Origin of the sequence: Listeria goaensis (assembly GCF_900186125.1) — a bacterium.
GTDB lineage: Bacteria > Bacillota > Bacilli > Lactobacillales > Listeriaceae > Listeria > Listeria goaensis.
The window spans coordinates 95,779-110,330 of sequence record NZ_FYBQ01000011.1 but is presented as its reverse complement, the minus strand read 5'-3'; the positions used below and the strand labels follow the sequence as shown (position 1 = coordinate 110,330).

The 14,552-nt window shown below is 40.3% G+C and carries 14 protein-coding genes; 4 read left to right on the top strand and 10 right to left on the bottom strand.

Annotated features, from left to right (window positions below; translation table 11 throughout):
- Nucleotides 1-521: 521 nt before the first annotated feature.
- Nucleotides 522-965: a peroxide-responsive transcriptional repressor PerR gene (gene perR, locus CFT42_RS12210; protein ID WP_088810928.1), complete on the bottom strand. Its 444-nt coding sequence runs from the start codon at nucleotides 963-965 to the stop codon at nucleotides 522-524.
- A gap of 71 nt (nucleotides 966-1,036) precedes the next feature.
- A complete protein-coding gene (locus tag CFT42_RS12205; protein WP_088816233.1) occupies nucleotides 1,037-1,981 on the bottom strand; it encodes an NAD(P)-dependent oxidoreductase in 945 nt (314 codons plus the stop codon).
- 148 nt (nucleotides 1,982-2,129) lie between these two features.
- On the opposite strand from CFT42_RS12205, the gene CFT42_RS12200 reads away from it, so the two are divergent.
- Both CFT42_RS12200 and CFT42_RS12195 read left to right on the top strand, forming a co-directional pair.
- The gene (locus CFT42_RS12200; protein WP_088816232.1) at nucleotides 2,130-3,428 is read left to right on the top strand and encodes a glutamate-1-semialdehyde 2,1-aminomutase; all 1,299 of its coding nucleotides are present in this window, start codon (nucleotides 2,130-2,132) and stop codon (nucleotides 3,426-3,428) included.
- Between the two features lie 83 nt (nucleotides 3,429-3,511).
- Nucleotides 3,512-4,591, top strand: a complete 1,080-nt coding sequence (locus tag CFT42_RS12195; RefSeq protein WP_088810925.1) for an aromatic acid exporter family protein — start codon at nucleotides 3,512-3,514, stop codon at nucleotides 4,589-4,591.
- 194 nt (nucleotides 4,592-4,785) lie between these two features.
- Here the strand turns inward: CFT42_RS12195 and ntdP are convergent, their stop codons facing one another.
- The 3 genes from ntdP to mutY all read right to left on the bottom strand — a co-directional run bounded on the left by ntdP (nucleotide 4,786) and on the right by mutY (nucleotide 7,316).
- Nucleotides 4,786-5,313: a nucleoside tri-diphosphate phosphatase gene (gene ntdP / locus CFT42_RS12190; RefSeq protein ID WP_088810924.1), complete on the bottom strand. Its 528-nt coding sequence runs from the start codon at nucleotides 5,311-5,313 to the stop codon at nucleotides 4,786-4,788.
- 171 nt (nucleotides 5,314-5,484) lie between these two features.
- On the bottom strand, nucleotides 5,485-6,231 hold the full coding sequence (gene fabL, locus CFT42_RS12185; protein WP_088816231.1) for an enoyl-[acyl-carrier-protein] reductase FabL: 747 nt from the start codon (nucleotides 6,229-6,231) through the stop codon (nucleotides 5,485-5,487).
- Complete coding sequence (mutY, locus tag CFT42_RS12180; RefSeq protein WP_088810937.1) at nucleotides 6,228-7,316, bottom strand: A/G-specific adenine glycosylase; 1,089 nt, start codon at nucleotides 7,314-7,316, stop codon at nucleotides 6,228-6,230. The genes fabL and mutY overlap by 4 nt, the downstream gene beginning before the upstream one ends.
- Before the next feature lie 249 nt (nucleotides 7,317-7,565).
- On the opposite strand from mutY, the gene CFT42_RS12175 reads away from it, so the two are divergent.
- Entirely contained in the window at nucleotides 7,566-8,546 is a 981-nt protein-coding gene (locus CFT42_RS12175; RefSeq protein ID WP_088810922.1) for a metal-dependent hydrolase, read from the top strand.
- A 60-nt stretch (nucleotides 8,547-8,606) separates the two neighbouring features.
- On the opposite strand, the gene CFT42_RS12170 is transcribed toward CFT42_RS12175, so the two are convergent.
- From CFT42_RS12170 to recX, 3 genes are read right to left on the bottom strand one after another with little or no spacing between them, the layout of a single operon-like run.
- The gene (locus tag CFT42_RS12170; RefSeq protein ID WP_088810921.1) at nucleotides 8,607-9,068 is read right to left on the bottom strand and encodes a dCTP deaminase/dUTPase family protein; all 462 of its coding nucleotides are present in this window, start codon (nucleotides 9,066-9,068) and stop codon (nucleotides 8,607-8,609) included.
- Between the two features lie 12 nt (nucleotides 9,069-9,080).
- Nucleotides 9,081-9,305 carry a YfhJ family protein gene (locus tag CFT42_RS12165; protein ID WP_088816230.1) on the bottom strand — a complete coding sequence of 75 codons (225 nt, stop codon included), beginning with the start codon at nucleotides 9,303-9,305 and terminating at the stop codon, nucleotides 9,081-9,083.
- Nucleotides 9,302-10,117, bottom strand: coding sequence for a recombination regulator RecX (gene recX / locus CFT42_RS12160; RefSeq protein ID WP_088816229.1), 816 nt, complete (start codon nucleotides 10,115-10,117; stop codon nucleotides 9,302-9,304). Before recX ends, CFT42_RS12165 begins: the two co-directional genes overlap by 4 nt.
- An 81-nt stretch (nucleotides 10,118-10,198) precedes the next feature.
- On the opposite strand from recX, the gene CFT42_RS12155 reads away from it, so the two are divergent.
- A complete protein-coding gene (locus tag CFT42_RS12155) occupies nucleotides 10,199-11,113 on the top strand; it encodes a TIGR01777 family oxidoreductase (RefSeq protein ID WP_088810918.1) in 915 nt (304 codons plus the stop codon).
- Between the two features lie 20 nt (nucleotides 11,114-11,133).
- Here the strand turns inward: CFT42_RS12155 and mprF are convergent, their stop codons facing one another.
- A complete protein-coding gene (mprF, locus tag CFT42_RS12150; protein ID WP_088816228.1) occupies nucleotides 11,134-13,716 on the bottom strand; it encodes a bifunctional lysylphosphatidylglycerol flippase/synthetase MprF in 2,583 nt (860 codons plus the stop codon).
- 27 nt (nucleotides 13,717-13,743) lie between these two features.
- Nucleotides 13,744-14,421, bottom strand: coding sequence for a VanZ family protein (locus CFT42_RS12145; protein WP_088810916.1), 678 nt, complete (start codon nucleotides 14,419-14,421; stop codon nucleotides 13,744-13,746).
- Between the last annotated feature and the right edge of the window lie 131 nt (nucleotides 14,422-14,552).

The following is a 14,552-nucleotide window of genomic DNA, read 5'->3' as shown; positions in this document are numbered from 1 at the left end:
CAGCGTTCGTCCTGAGCCAGGATCAAACTCTCTTTAAAATAAATCGAATTTGAATACTTATTCAACACCGTGAATAAGTTTCCTTAGCGTCACAAATTGACTTTGCTAGCTTGTTTCTTACTTTTTTTGGAAACATCTTTTTGTTTCCTGTCCTATGAATTGATTGGTGAAACATCTGTTTCATCGCTTTTTCATCTTCGTTTTGTTCAGTTTTCAAAGGTCATAATTTGCCGCATTTTTGAAAAGCAACTGGCTTTTTGCGACTTTTAAATCATATCATCTAAACGCTTGCCTGTCAACATTTTTTTGAATTAATTTAATTTCAAAAACAATTGATTAGTAGCGCCGAAAACTAATATATCAATTTTAAATGAAGATGTCAACAAGTTTATGCATAAAAATGCGAGAAAATATTTTTTTCACCATTTCTAAGGCAAACTAGGCTTTAAAATCCCCTTTTCCGCATAAAAATTAATCATTTTATGCAAAACAAAAATCACCTATTTTTAAAATAGGTGATTTTATTTTTTATTTTTCGCTTTACATTCAGGACATAACCCATAAACTTCTAAACGATGTTTGTTAATTTCATACCCTGTAACATGGGAGGCAAAATGCTCGACTTCATCTAGACCTGGATAATGGAAATCAACAATCTTTCCACATTCATCGCATATAGCATGATAATGGTTAGAAGTAGAAAAATCAAATCGGCTTGAAGCGTCGCCATATGATAATTCCTTAATTAATCCTGCATCTCTAAATACGCGTAAGTTATTGTAAACTGTTGCAACACTCATATTTGGAAAATCGCCTTCAAGTGCCTTGTATATTTCGTCGGCAGTTGGATGAATATGTGAATTAATTAAGAACTCAAGTATAGCATGACGTTGAGGAGTAATTCGTACTCCTGACTGTTTTAGAATATCTATTGACTCTTTTAAATGAGTGTTAGACACCGTCATGCACTCCTTCCTTTAAATGATAACTTTCTTATATTTTAACGGAAATGTTCATAAGCTGTCAATACAACGATTTAATATCCTCTATTTAAGTTGATTTCATTCTGCACGGTTTTGCCTGCTTTAAACTTCTCTAGACTATCAAGCCAGATTTCCATGCTGCGATTAATATATTGATCGGTATGTCCAGATACGTGTGGGGTCATTGTGACATTTGTAGCTGTCCAAATCGGGCTTTCAGTCGCCAGCGGTTCCTCGGGATAGACGTCGAGATAGAAATGGCGAATGGTTTTTTCAGCGATGACTTTTTCTAAAACGGCGCTTTCTATAGCGTTTCCACGACCGATGTTGATGAATACGGCGCTCTTCGGCAAAATATGGAAGAAGTCTTCATCATAGACGCCTGTCGTTTCTTTTGTTTTTGGTAGCACAGAAACGAAATAGTCAGCGGCGCGAATTACTTGTTTTAAGTCACGCATGGCGAAAGTTTTGTCAAAACCTTCTACTGGTTGGCCGGTTGTATTTAGTCCTACCGTTTGCATGCCAAACATTTTGGCGAATTTTGCGATTTGCGAGCCGATTGCTCCTGCGCCAGCAACAACGATTTCCTTATTGCCGAGCTCAACGACAGGGTGGGAAAACGCCCACTCTTTCTTTTTTTGAGCTTCATAAAAGTGTTGTAATTGCTTCACGTCATGCAACAAATAGCTCAGCACAAATTCTGCCATCGGGACAGCGTGAATGCCGCGAACATTTGACACTAAAATATTTTTTTCTAGAATAGCTTGCTTAGGTAAGCCGTCAACGCCCGCAGAAAAGACCATAATCCACTTTAGTGCGCTAGCTGCTTCAATAATTTCTGCTGTGATGTCACCGCCATATGTCACGATGCAGTCCACTTCATTAAGTTCCTTAAAGTTCTTTATTTCTTTTTCGTAATAAAATATATCGTTTGGATATGCTTCTTGCTGTTTTACTTGCCAATCTTCCGGTATCGTTAGCGTATATAAGATTTTCAAACAGCCCAGCCCCCTTTCTACTCTTTTAGTTTATGCTTTTTTTGAAAAAACGGCAATTAAGTTGTTCTTTCATGTTGCTGTTTTAAATTATTTCGCATAAAATGGACTAGATAAGCGGGATTCCGCGAAATTCAAAGGAGATGTCTAGATGGATCATTCAAAATCAGATGCTATACATAAGGAAGCAAAAAAACATATTGTTGGCGGCGTTAATAGTCCAAGTCGTTCGTACAAGGGCGTTGGTGGCGGTGTGCCGATTACGATGGAGCGGGCAGAAGGGGCTTATTTTTATGATGTGGACGGGAATAAGTATATTGATTACTTAGCGGCTTTTGGCCCCATTATTACCGGCCATGCACACCCACACATTACAAAGGCGATTACAAAGGCTGCAGAAACTGGGGTTTTATATGGTACGCCAACTGTGCATGAAATTACATTTGCGAAAATGTTAAAAGAAGCGATTCCTTCTATGGAAAAGGTGCGCTTTACCAATTCTGGTACGGAAGCTGTCATGACAACGGTTCGTGTTGCTCGCGCCTATACTGGCCGAGATAAGATTATTAAATTCGGCGGGTCTTATCACGGACACTTCGATCTCGTTTTGGTGGAAGCGGGTTCTGGACCTTCAACACTAGGCACGCCTGATTCTGCTGGTGTGACAGAAGCGACAGCCAAAGAAGTCATTACCGTTCCTTTTAACAACGTCAAAGCTTTTAAAGAAGCTCTTGATGTTTGGGGCGATCAGGTGGCAGCGGTGCTTGTGGAGCCGATTGTCGGGAATTTCGGGATTGTCGGGCCAGAACCAGGATTTTTGAAAAAAGTAAATGAGCTGACTCATGCGGCGGGTGCGCTCGTGATTTATGATGAAGTGATTACGGCATTTCGCTTTATGTACGGCGGGGCGCAAGATTTGCTCCAAGTGAAACCGGATTTGACAGCGCTTGGAAAAATTATTGGCGGCGGCTTGCCGATTGGGGCGTATGGCGGGCGCTTGGATATTATGGAAACTGTAGCACCGCTTGGTCCGGCTTATCAAGCTGGCACACACGCTGGAAATCCCGCTTCCATTCTATCTGGCATTGCCTGCCTAGAAGTTTTACAAGAAGAAGGACTTTATGATCGTTTTGAAAAATACGGATCTAAATTGAAAAATGGTATTTTAAATGCTGCTGCAAAACACGGCATTACAATTACGATTAACCAAATTGTTGGGGCGCTGACGGTATTTTTCACCGATAAAACTGTGCGGAACTATGCAGATGCTGAACAAACTGACGGCGAACAATTTAGTCGTTTCTTTAAACTTATGCGTGAGGAAGGTATCTTACTGGCGGCATCGAAATACGAGGCTTGGTTTATTACAACGGCCCATACTGAAGCAGATATCGACGACACAATTGCGGCAACAGAGCGTGTATTTGCCATTATGGCCTCCGAAAAATGATTTTTATGTTACAAAATGAAAAATATGGTTATAATAAAGGTATTAAAAGATAAAAATCGCCCATTAGAAAGGAATCACCTACCATGAAATTTGGAGCTAGAATATTAAAAACTGGTATTGCTATAAGTTTAGCTTTATTTATTGCCGAACTTTTCCAGTCCCCCTCTCCTTCGCTGGCAGGAATTTCCGCCATATTTGCGATTCAACCGTCCATTTACCGCTCGTACCGAACTATTTTAGAGCGCGCGCAAGGAAATGTGATTGGTGCCATCATTGCCATTGTTTTTGGTCTATACATTGGAAATGACTTCATTTTGATTGGCGTAGCTTCCGTTATTTGTGTGGCGCTACTTCTGCAATTAAAACTAGAAAATACGATTGGCCTTGCTCTTGTAACACTTGTTATTGTCATGGATTCACCCGGAAATGACTTCCTTGAAATCGCCTTAATTCGTTTTGGTACAATCATGCTAGGGCTTGTTGCAGCATTTATCGTCAACTTAATTTTCATTCCACCAAAATATGAAGTGGCTTTGTATCAGCAAATTTACAATACGAACAATGAGATTATTAAATGGATCCGCTTAAATTTACGCCATGCCGCTGATTTTCCTTTACTAAAAAAAGATATGAACTGGATGCAGAAACAAATTGGGCAAATTCGTAATCAATATGAGCTTTATAAAGAAGAAAGAACTTTTTTAAAGCGAAATTCTGTTTCTAAAGGGCGTAAAATTGCTATCTACCGGCAAATGATTCTCTGCTCACAAAAAGGCTATGAACTTTTAAAAATTCAAAATCGCTACGAAAATGATTATTTACAACTTAATCCTGAAAAACAAGAGGTCATCAGACAGCAAATTGACTTTTTAGTAGATAAACATGAACAACTTCTACTCACATACATTGACCGCGTTGCCGTTGATACAGATTACTTGGAAGACCATTTGGCGCAAGATCCGAAAGAATTAATGGATTTATTTTTAAATGAAATGAAATCGGATGACCCAGAAAACAACACAGATGAGTATCACTTAATGCGCATTATCGCTTGCGTTTTTGCCTATCAGGAAGCAATCGACTATTTAGAAAAACTCATTCATAGTTTTAAAATCCGCCATACGGATGAGAATAAAATTGATATTAGTGTGACGGAAGAGTAATGGATAAAAAGCATAAATCTAGTAACACTACCATTTAGGTAATGGACTTTACTAGATTTATGCTTATTTTTATCCGCTTTATTTTACTTGAAATCACATACTTATTAGCCATGTAAAGCGAACAAAAAGACGCCAAAAAAAAGACGTTGCCCAAACCTTATTAAACAAACAGGTTTAGGCAAATGCGTCTTTTTTCAACGGTATTCTTTGTACTTTTCATACCAAATATCAATATAGTCCTTCGAAAAAGGTCCTTTTTTATCCAAAATCCAGTGACTCAAAATATCTACGTTATTGCGTAAAATTCGGTCGATGGCATCAGGATATTTCATTTGGCGACGATGCTGCTCGTATTCACCTTCATCAAGTAAATGGAAACGTCCGTCAGGAAAAACTTTAATATCTAAGTCATAATCAATATACTTTAACGCTTCCTCATCGACCGCAAAAGGCGTTCCTAGATTACAATAATGGTACAGGCCATCTTCCCGTATCATTGAAATCACATTAAACCAATAATCGCTATGAAAATAGCAAATTGATGGCTCTCTCGTTACCCATTTTCGCCCGTCAGATTCCACGACAAGTGTATGATCATTTCCCCCGATAATAACATTTTCCGTTGCTTTTAGCACAACTGTTTTTTTCCAAGTACGATGAAGTTTACCGTTGTGTTTGTAGCTCTTAATCTGGATAATTTCTTTCTCTTTTGGCAAGTACATACACACTTTCCTACTTTCTTCATGTACTAGAAGCTGTTATTCACAAATCATTATAACATAACAAAACAACGCAAAAAACAATAAACTACGGAAAATCATCTTTTTTGATTAAAAAAGTAAAATCCGTGCAGAAAGTTCCATTTAAAGTGGGAAAATCATTTTTATTTGAGCTTATACGAGTAATGTCCGTCCACCATCAACCACAATCGTCTGCCCGCGAATCATATCTGCATGGCTGCTCGCAAGAAACATGACTGCGCTGACTAAATCTTGAAGCTCTACCATGCGCCCCGCCGGAGTCCTACTAATCGCATCTTCGATTAACTCCGCTTTATTCGGAAAATGTTCCAGCGCGTCCGTTTCAATCAAGCCGCCTGAAACCGTGTTAACTGCTATTCCGTAAGGCGCAAGCTCAACCGCCAAGTAACGCGTGAGCGATTCAACCGCCGCCTTAGAAACGCCAACAGTCGTATAATTATCCAAATAACGAATCGAACCAATTGAGCTTAACCCAATGATTTTCCCGCCGCCCGTTTCCTGCATCATCTTAGCCGCTTCTTGGCTAGCGAACAAAAAGGCGCGCGCATTAATATTCATCGTCCAGTCCCAGTGCGTTTGTTCAAGCTCCATCAGCGGTTTCAAGACGCCGCTAGCCGCATTGCTCACAAAAAGGTCAAGTCGTCCAAACGTCGCTTTAATTTCAGCAAACATCGCGCGCGTTTTTTCAACATCGCCAATATTCGCACGGAAAAGCTCACATTTTCTGCCAAGTTTTTCAATTTCCGCCTGCACCTCTTCGGCTTTTTTACGACTCCGCGCAAAATTTACCGCCACATCATATCCTTCTTTTGCAAGCTGAATCGCGATTTCACGACCAAGCCCGCGACTACTTCCAGTCACTAAAGCTACTTTATTCATTCCAAATCCCCTTTTCTCTCAATAAAACTTTGCCACATTTTTTGGTATGGCACGGGAAACGCAAGCCGCTGCATCTCCTCTTCTGAAACAAATTTCACCTTGTCTTCTGGCTTACCGCCAGTAAGTTTAGCCGTCAAAACGTCCACTTCCCACACCAAATGCGAAAAAATATGCTTCACATGCGGTAGCGATTCTTGAAGTTCAACTTCTAAACCATATTTTTTTAGGAAAGCAAGTTTTACCATTTCACTATTGGCATTTGCTTTTACTTCCACAGTTGGAAACTGCCATAAATTGGCTAGCAGTCCTTCTGACGGGCGCTGTTCAACTAAAATGCGGTCATTTTGCCGGACAACAATTGCCAGCAGATGAATTTTTTTCGACTTCACTTTTTTTATTTTAACTGGATAGTCCAGTTCCTTCCCATTTTTGTGCGCTGAACAAAACGGTTGCAGTGGGCAAAGTAGGCACATTGGCTTTTTCGGTGTGCAAACTAACGCGCCAATTTCCATTAAGCCTTGGTTGAAAGACGCAGGATCAATTGGGTCAATTAAATCATACAGCACCGTTTCAAAAATCTTTCGCGTACTTGGTTTCATAATGTCCGCATCAATTTCGCATACGCGCGACATGACACGCATAACATTCCCATCAATTGCGGGTTCCGCTTTCTGATAGGCGATACTTAAAATTGCGCCGGCAGTATATGGGCCAACCCCTTTTAGACTTAAAATGTCCTTTAACGTGTCTGGCACTATTCCCTCATGTTCTTCAACAACTTGACGCATCGCCGCCTGCAAATTGCGGACACGTGAATAATAACCGAGCCCCTCCCAAATTTTAAGAATCGCATTTTCATCCGCATAAGCAAAGTCTTCCATCGTTTCAAATTGCGTCATAAATCGCGTGAAATAAGGGATAACCGTGTCCACTCGCGTTTGTTGTAGCATGATTTCTGACACCCAAATCCGGTACGGGTCAGTGTTCTCACGCCAGGGAAGTATCCGTTTATTGGCTAAGTACCAATCGATTAGAGCTTGTCTGAAAGCTTCAGTTTGTTTTTTATCAAAGTATGTATTTGTCATTCGTTCACCTAAATTTCTCATAAAATTCTAATGCTCCGCACTTTCGATGTGTAGTATAATGAAAACATGGGAATAGATTAATGGTTAAGCTTTTTCTATTATACAGAAGCTAGCTTTTTTTGAACAGCACTCTGCTTGTAAAGGCTTAGCTGACAGAGTAGTAATTACTCACCCACACACTTTAGTCGCAGGAAGATGCCGCTTGGTTTGTTAAGTGACTCTTTCTAACTTCTTGGAGGAGGAAAGCATTTGGACACAGGCACACATGTTGTTATGGGGATTGCACTTGGGGCTCTCGCAACAATTGACCCTGTAGTTGCAAGTAGTACTCATGCTACAATGGGTATCATGGCAGCAACAATTATTGGTTCTCAAATTCCTGATATTGACACTGTATTAAAACTTAAAAACAATGCGGATTATATTCGTAATCACCGGGGGATTACACATTCCCTTCCGATGCTCGCGATTTGGCCGCTCTTAATTTCAACTGTACTTTACTTTATTTTTCCGGCAGCAACATTTTTACACTTGCTCTTATGGAGCTTTATAGCAGTCGGGTTACACATTTTCGTCGATATTTTTAATGCATACGGGACGCAAGCGGTTCGACCATTTAAAGACACTTGGGTCGCATTTGGTTTCATCAACACATTTGATTGGTTTATTTTTGGATCACATGTCGTTGCGATTATCATCTGGCTACTCGGTGCTCCTGCTGGTCCAACATTCTTTACGCTTTACGGAATCCTCGCGCTTTATTATGTCGCACGCGCAGTTACACAGCACATGATTAAACATGCCGTCAAGAATTTAATTCCTGATGCCGAAGAAATCATCATCGCTTCAACGATTCATTTCTTCCAGTGGCGTGTCGCTGTGACAACGAAAGAACATTATTATGTGGGACGTGCTTTCAAACGAAACATTTCAGTTTATGAAAAGTTTGATCGCTTACCCGTTCCAAATAATGAAATCATTCGTTCTGCGAAACAAGATAAAAACTTGGCCGCTTTTGTCTCCTTTTCAAAAGTGTATAACTGGAGAATTGAAGAAAAGTTAGATGCCACGTATGTCACGTTTACGGATTTGAGATACCGTAGCAACGGGCACTATCCGTTTGTTGCCGTTGTTCGTCTAGACGATGATATGAATATCTTATCATCTTACACGGGCTGGATTTTCTCTGATGAAAAACTTCAGAAGAAACTCACCCCAGTAGCTGTGTAACTTTAACCTCATAAACAAACCCCAGCTGTTACAATAACAGCTGGGATTTTTATTTAAAATTTATTTACCAGTACTCCCAACACCACCAGCGCGTGACTCATTTGTCACATCATCCACGTCAGCAACGAGATATTTTGTGAAAATACCTTGGGCAATTCGCTCGCCTTGTTCAATTTTAACACTAGCTTCGCCAATGTTTCGCATCGCAATTCCAATGTTGCCGTCATTCGAAGGATTCCCGTAATAAGATGCATCAATGATTCCTGTGTTATTTGATAAATTAAGTCCGCGTTTAATTCCAATCGAGGAACGCACGTAAACACTTAACACCTCATCAGCTTGCATGTAGGTCTTCACGTCTGTCCAGAAAACGTGCTGGCTCCCCGGGTGTAGTGTCACTTCTTCATTGGAGAAAAAATCATACCCAGCTGACCCTTTATCTGAGCGAACGGGCAGTGTAATCGTTTGATTCAAAAATACTCGATTAGCATCCTTGACAACTTCAAAACCTCTTATTTTCATTTAAACTCTCCTTTATTTTCTCGAACTCACATGATGAAGCACAGCTCCGTGGTGTTCAATTTGTTGTTTGACATATTCATAAGCATATTCAGGTCCGCGGTACGGATAACCTGCTTTCGCATAAGAACTTTCAAAATCCGACCAAAGCATTTCCACCCAAAAGAGCGCTTTTTCTTTGTCTAAACTCGGATTTTTCGCTTGAAGCAATTGTACGAGTTCTTCTACATATTCATTCAATCTTGCTCCACCTCTTCAAAATCAATTTCATTTTCGGCTAGATAAGTTTGTATTGTATCATATTGAAAGCCTTTTTGCATGAGTGACTGAATGGTTTTTTGTTTCGCCTTCTTCGGACCAAGTCGTTTATTTTTCCGCATCAGCTTTTCAAGCTCTGCACCGAGAATTGCTTCGTCACTATTTTCATCTAAATCCGCTGTTGCGACGGCTGCCGCTTCTTTTGCAAGCTCGACGGTATAGCCTTTTTGCATTAAATCGGTCACAATTTTTTGTGTTAAAATTTTACGTGATGTCCGCTTGCCGCGGCGCGCAATTTTTGCTGCTTCTTTATTCGCGTTTTCTAATTGCATATCACTTGTATAAAACGGAAGTGTTTCGGCAATGAGTTCGCGCGTGATGCCTTTTTCAATGAGTTCGCGTTCAATTTTACCTTTTCCTTTTGTTGTCGTTTTCATTTGCGTTCTAATATACAGTTTCGCGAACTCGGCGTCATCTAAATAGTTCATTTCCACCAATTTTTGAATGACACTCGAAATATGTGCTTCTGAAATTTCCTGTTTTTTCAAATAGTCACGCACTTCTTTTTCTGACCGAACGCGGTGCGCTAAAAATTGAATGGCTTTATTTAAGCCTTTACGGACTTCGTCTTCCTCGACGATTTTATCTATTAATTCATTGGTTAGCGGCATTTCTTTTTTTAGTTGAAATTTCACTAATACGGCTTCGTCTACACTGAATAAATAGTTTTCATCTACAAAAATGTTGTAACGTTCTTTGTTTTTTTGTTGGGCTTGAATCGCAGTTATTTTCATCAAAAAACCTCCTCTTCCATTGTATCACAGTTTTTATTTGAAGAAAGTGGGAATAGAACTAAGTAAAGAGGTGAGCCGATTATGAAAATTTTAATTGCCGGCGGAACTGGTTTCGTCGGGCGCCATTTAACGCATGACTTTGAAAAGACGATGGATGATATTTATATTTTGACGCGCGGCAACCAAGCCGATTATGCGAATGTCCATTTTATTAACTGGCTAACAGATGAAACCCCGCTTCCTGATTTAAAAGAACACGTTTTTGATGCGGTTATCAATTTAGCTGGTGTTAGTTTAGCCGACGGGCGCTACACGGAAGAACGAAAACGCGCCATTGTTTCGAGTCGCGTGGAAGCAACAGCCGCACTCCTAGCAATTGTTCGCAAAATGAATGTCCGACCAAAAGTATGGATTAATGCGAGCGCAATTGGCGTCTATCCTTCTTCTAAAACTGCCATTTATAGCGATTCCGAAGAAACACCTATGAGCCGTACCTTTTTAGCACGCACTGTTCACGAGTGGGAAGAAACGGCGATAAAAGCCGAACAATACGGCATTCGTGTTGCATTCGCCCGCTTTGGCCTCATTTTAGGAACAGACGGCGGTGCGTTTCCGATTTTCGAAAAAGCCTTCCGAAATTTCTTCGGTGGACGCTTCGGCAGCGGAAAACAATGGTATTCTTGGATCCACATTGACGACGTTATCTCTGCTATCCGCTTCATCATTCAAAAGGAAGAACTAGATGGCGCCATCAATTTGGTCGCTCCGCACCCCGTCCAAGAGAAAAAATTCGCCGAGCTACTTGGGAAGAAATTACATCGTCCGTACAAAACTCCCGTTCCTAAAAGAGCCATTAGACTCGCACTTGCGGATAAAGCTGCGATGATTTTAGATAGTCAACGCGTGTATCCAGATAAACTACTCGCCCATCATTTCGAGTTCACATTTAACACGCTAGAAGAAGCTTTGGACGATTTAATAAATGAAGAGGCGTAGCGCTTTGCTACGCCTCTTTATTATTCTTCTGACTCAGAGAGCGGGACTTCTAAAATTATTTGATTGTGGGATAATTGGCGTTTTTTCCCTACTAGAAGCATGAGTTGTAACATTGTAAAGGCAATGGAACTCCGTTTTCGGTAGGCGACAAATTTTTGCACCCAGACGTTGACGTATTTTGCCTTGTAGTTTCTAAGCCCTTTAAATCCGTAGAAACCTTGACTATAGCGGTAAACAAGTCCCGCCATACGTTCGCCGAGAAACGCGTATTTGGATTCGCCGACATTGGCAAGTGGCGCCATCCCCATATTGAAAACTTGATAGCCATTTTCTTTCGCATCTTCAAACAAATTGATGAAGAGGAAATCCATAATACCTGATGGTGCTTCTTTGCCGTAGCGCATTAAATCAATCGAGGAAAGTTCATCGTTATAAGCAGGCATCATGGACGCAAAGGCGATGATTTTTCCAGCTTCATTTCTAGCAACCGCAACCCCCGCTTGTTCTAAATAATAGGTGTCGAAAAAGCCTAGAGAAAAACCTTTTTCCGTACGACCGTCTAGCCATTCATTGGATATTTTACGCAGCGTATTCCAAACATCAGAGCTAAACGGCGCTTCGAGAATCTCAAATTGATAGCCTTCGCGTTCAAATTTGTTCATTAAAGCGCGCTCCCCCTTTTTCTTTTTCCCAGAAAGAGAGAAGTTGGTGACATCAACGTAACCTTCCTCGCCTAGTTTAATAAAGTCAAAACCAATTTCGTGTAAGTATGGCAACATGTCCCCGCGGACTTCATAAAATACGGGGCGATAGCCGAACAAATCCGCTTTCTCAAGCAGTTCTAAAATGGCCGCATCACGCCGATTTGGATCCCCCGTAGGTTCGCCCATAATCACCATTTTATCGGCGATAATTCGGAAGCCAAAAAGGACGTCGCCATCTTGTGCCCAAAATAGCAATTTGTCGCGCAGAAACATGGTGTGGCTTACTTCATTGCCGCCCCACTTCTCTAAATGGGCGCGCACTTTTTCGGCTTCAAAAGGGCTGCCAAATTTTTCCTCGGATTGCGAGAAATAAATGTAGATGGCTACTAGGCAGATGACCGCGATGAGCATGCCGATGAAGCCGGTTACCCACACGTGTTCAGACGCAATTTCCAAGTATTCCGGAATTTGCTTTTTATGTTGGATGTTCGGCGAATTGTAAATACCGATGATAACATATCCGGCTAGGCAGGCAATAAAGATGACCGCATCCATGATGATTTTACTCCACGTGTACACAAATTTTTCACGGTAAAATTCTTTTCTCGCTAAATACACGCACAGTAAAATGATGCCAAGGAAAATCGCTTGTTTGATGGAAAATACACGCGCCAAGGTGTTGAAAATCGCGCAGCCTAGTATGATAATCGTTGTGATGTAGGCTTTTTTCGTTTTGCTTTCAATAGCTCGACCTAGGCCAAGCAGCAGAAAACCAAACGCGACGTTTGTAACCTGGGAGATGAACAGAAAACCAAAGGGCATGAGTTTATACAAAAATGGGACGTGGTAGATTGCAAATGGTGCAACAGAAGAAATAACGAGCAGTAAACCGCTGAAATAAACGAAAATAATAAGGAAACGATGCGCTAGTTTTTGTAAAAATAGAAAGGGTAAATTTTCTAAATAATCGTTAAATCGTTTGCCGGCTTTTTGTACGAAGAAAAATAAGCCTGCGATAAATGGGACAATGTAGTAAAAGATTCGGTAAAACAACAACCACACGAGTGCCAGTTCTTCTGAAACGCCTAGCTGCCCGAGGCCGTAAAGCATGACTAAATCAAATGTGCCGACACCGCCTGGAACCATTGAAATAATCCCAATAACAGAAGCGATGACGAAAAGTGGAAATACTTTCATCAAATCGACTGGTTCATTCATTAAAAAGCCAATGATGACAAAACAACCAAATGCAAAGCCCCATTCTAAAAGCGATGCAGAAATTAATGTCAACTCACGTTTTAGCGGCAAGTCTTCAAACAGCGACTTGCTTTTCCATTTGGTGACTGTAAATAAAATCGGAAAATAAAGTCCGCCGCCAAGAAGCCACGGCCAGTAGCTGATAAAATGATTCGCAAAATTTGGAATGGCCAGTGTTGTAAGGCCAATTAAACAGTAAATGGATAGTCCAGAAACTAAAAATAATGCTATTTTTGAAATCGCAAGTAAAATTTCTTTGTGTGATGCATTTTTCCCGTAAAAACTAGCGCGTAAAGAAGCGCCCAAAACGCCGCCAAAACCACCAATATTGGTGAATGTATTTGTAATCCAGCCTGAGGAGACAACGTGCATCGCTGAAAATTTCCCCGGTAAAAGTTTGACGATGACAAAATCATAAATAAGCATCGGCGTTACGGCAACTAGCCCGACAATGACCATAATAAAAATACTCTCCGGGCTTTGTGAAGTTAAATTTTGCTTGAGTGAGCTATAATCGACGGTCGTTAAAATGTTGATGACCTCGTAAATGACGAATAACATAATAAGAGAAACAAAGACGATTTTGACAATCTTACTATTTCTCTGGAAAAAATCATAGGCTTGTAGTAATTTTTCTTTCATTTCCATTCTCCTTCGCTTGTCAAAGAATTAACGCTTTCTTTTCCCAATTCGTTTTCGAAGCGTTGGTACGCTATACATCACAATAACGCCCAAACAACCACTTAAGGTGTTTAAAATCACATCGTCTATATCCGTTGAACGACCAGTTGGTAGCATAATACCATCAAAACCGGTAATCAGTGTTGTTTGTGCAAATTGAACGAGCTCAACCGTACAAGATGTAAGAAATACAACTAAAATGGCCATGCTTGCCCTTTTACAAATTTTAAAATAAAGTAAAAAGAAAGAAAGTGGTGCAAGAAGCAAAGCATTTCCTACAATTTGAATGATTGTCGGCATTGTCGGTAAAGTTTGTCTAACCGTATTTTCGATTGTTGTAAAAGGCTTGAGGTTAATCATATCCGTTTGAATGTAAAAATTCCCTATGTAAGTACTGCTAACAAAATCCCCCAAAGCAATGTACATAACAAGATGGTGTAATACAAACACGTATAAAATAAAAACAATAAACCAAACAAAATCAATACTCGTCTTTAAAACAGCTTTTTTTGTTAAAATAAAAGTAATGATAAGTAAAAACAATCCATTTGCGGCTGAATTAATGAGCTCGGGTCTGCTCCCAAATTGGAGCGCTAGTGTAATCCCGTACCCGAGATATAAAATCGGAAGGCAAAGGACAAGATATTTTAAATTTCGTGCTTGCATTAAAAAGGTTCACGCCTTCCAAATTTTTTCTATACGTCTAGTGTAGCAGATAGGTCCCTTCTTGAAAAGCGTTCCCACGTATATTCTAGCTTACATTTTTGCAAGCCTAAAATTAATTAAAAAATCTAGTT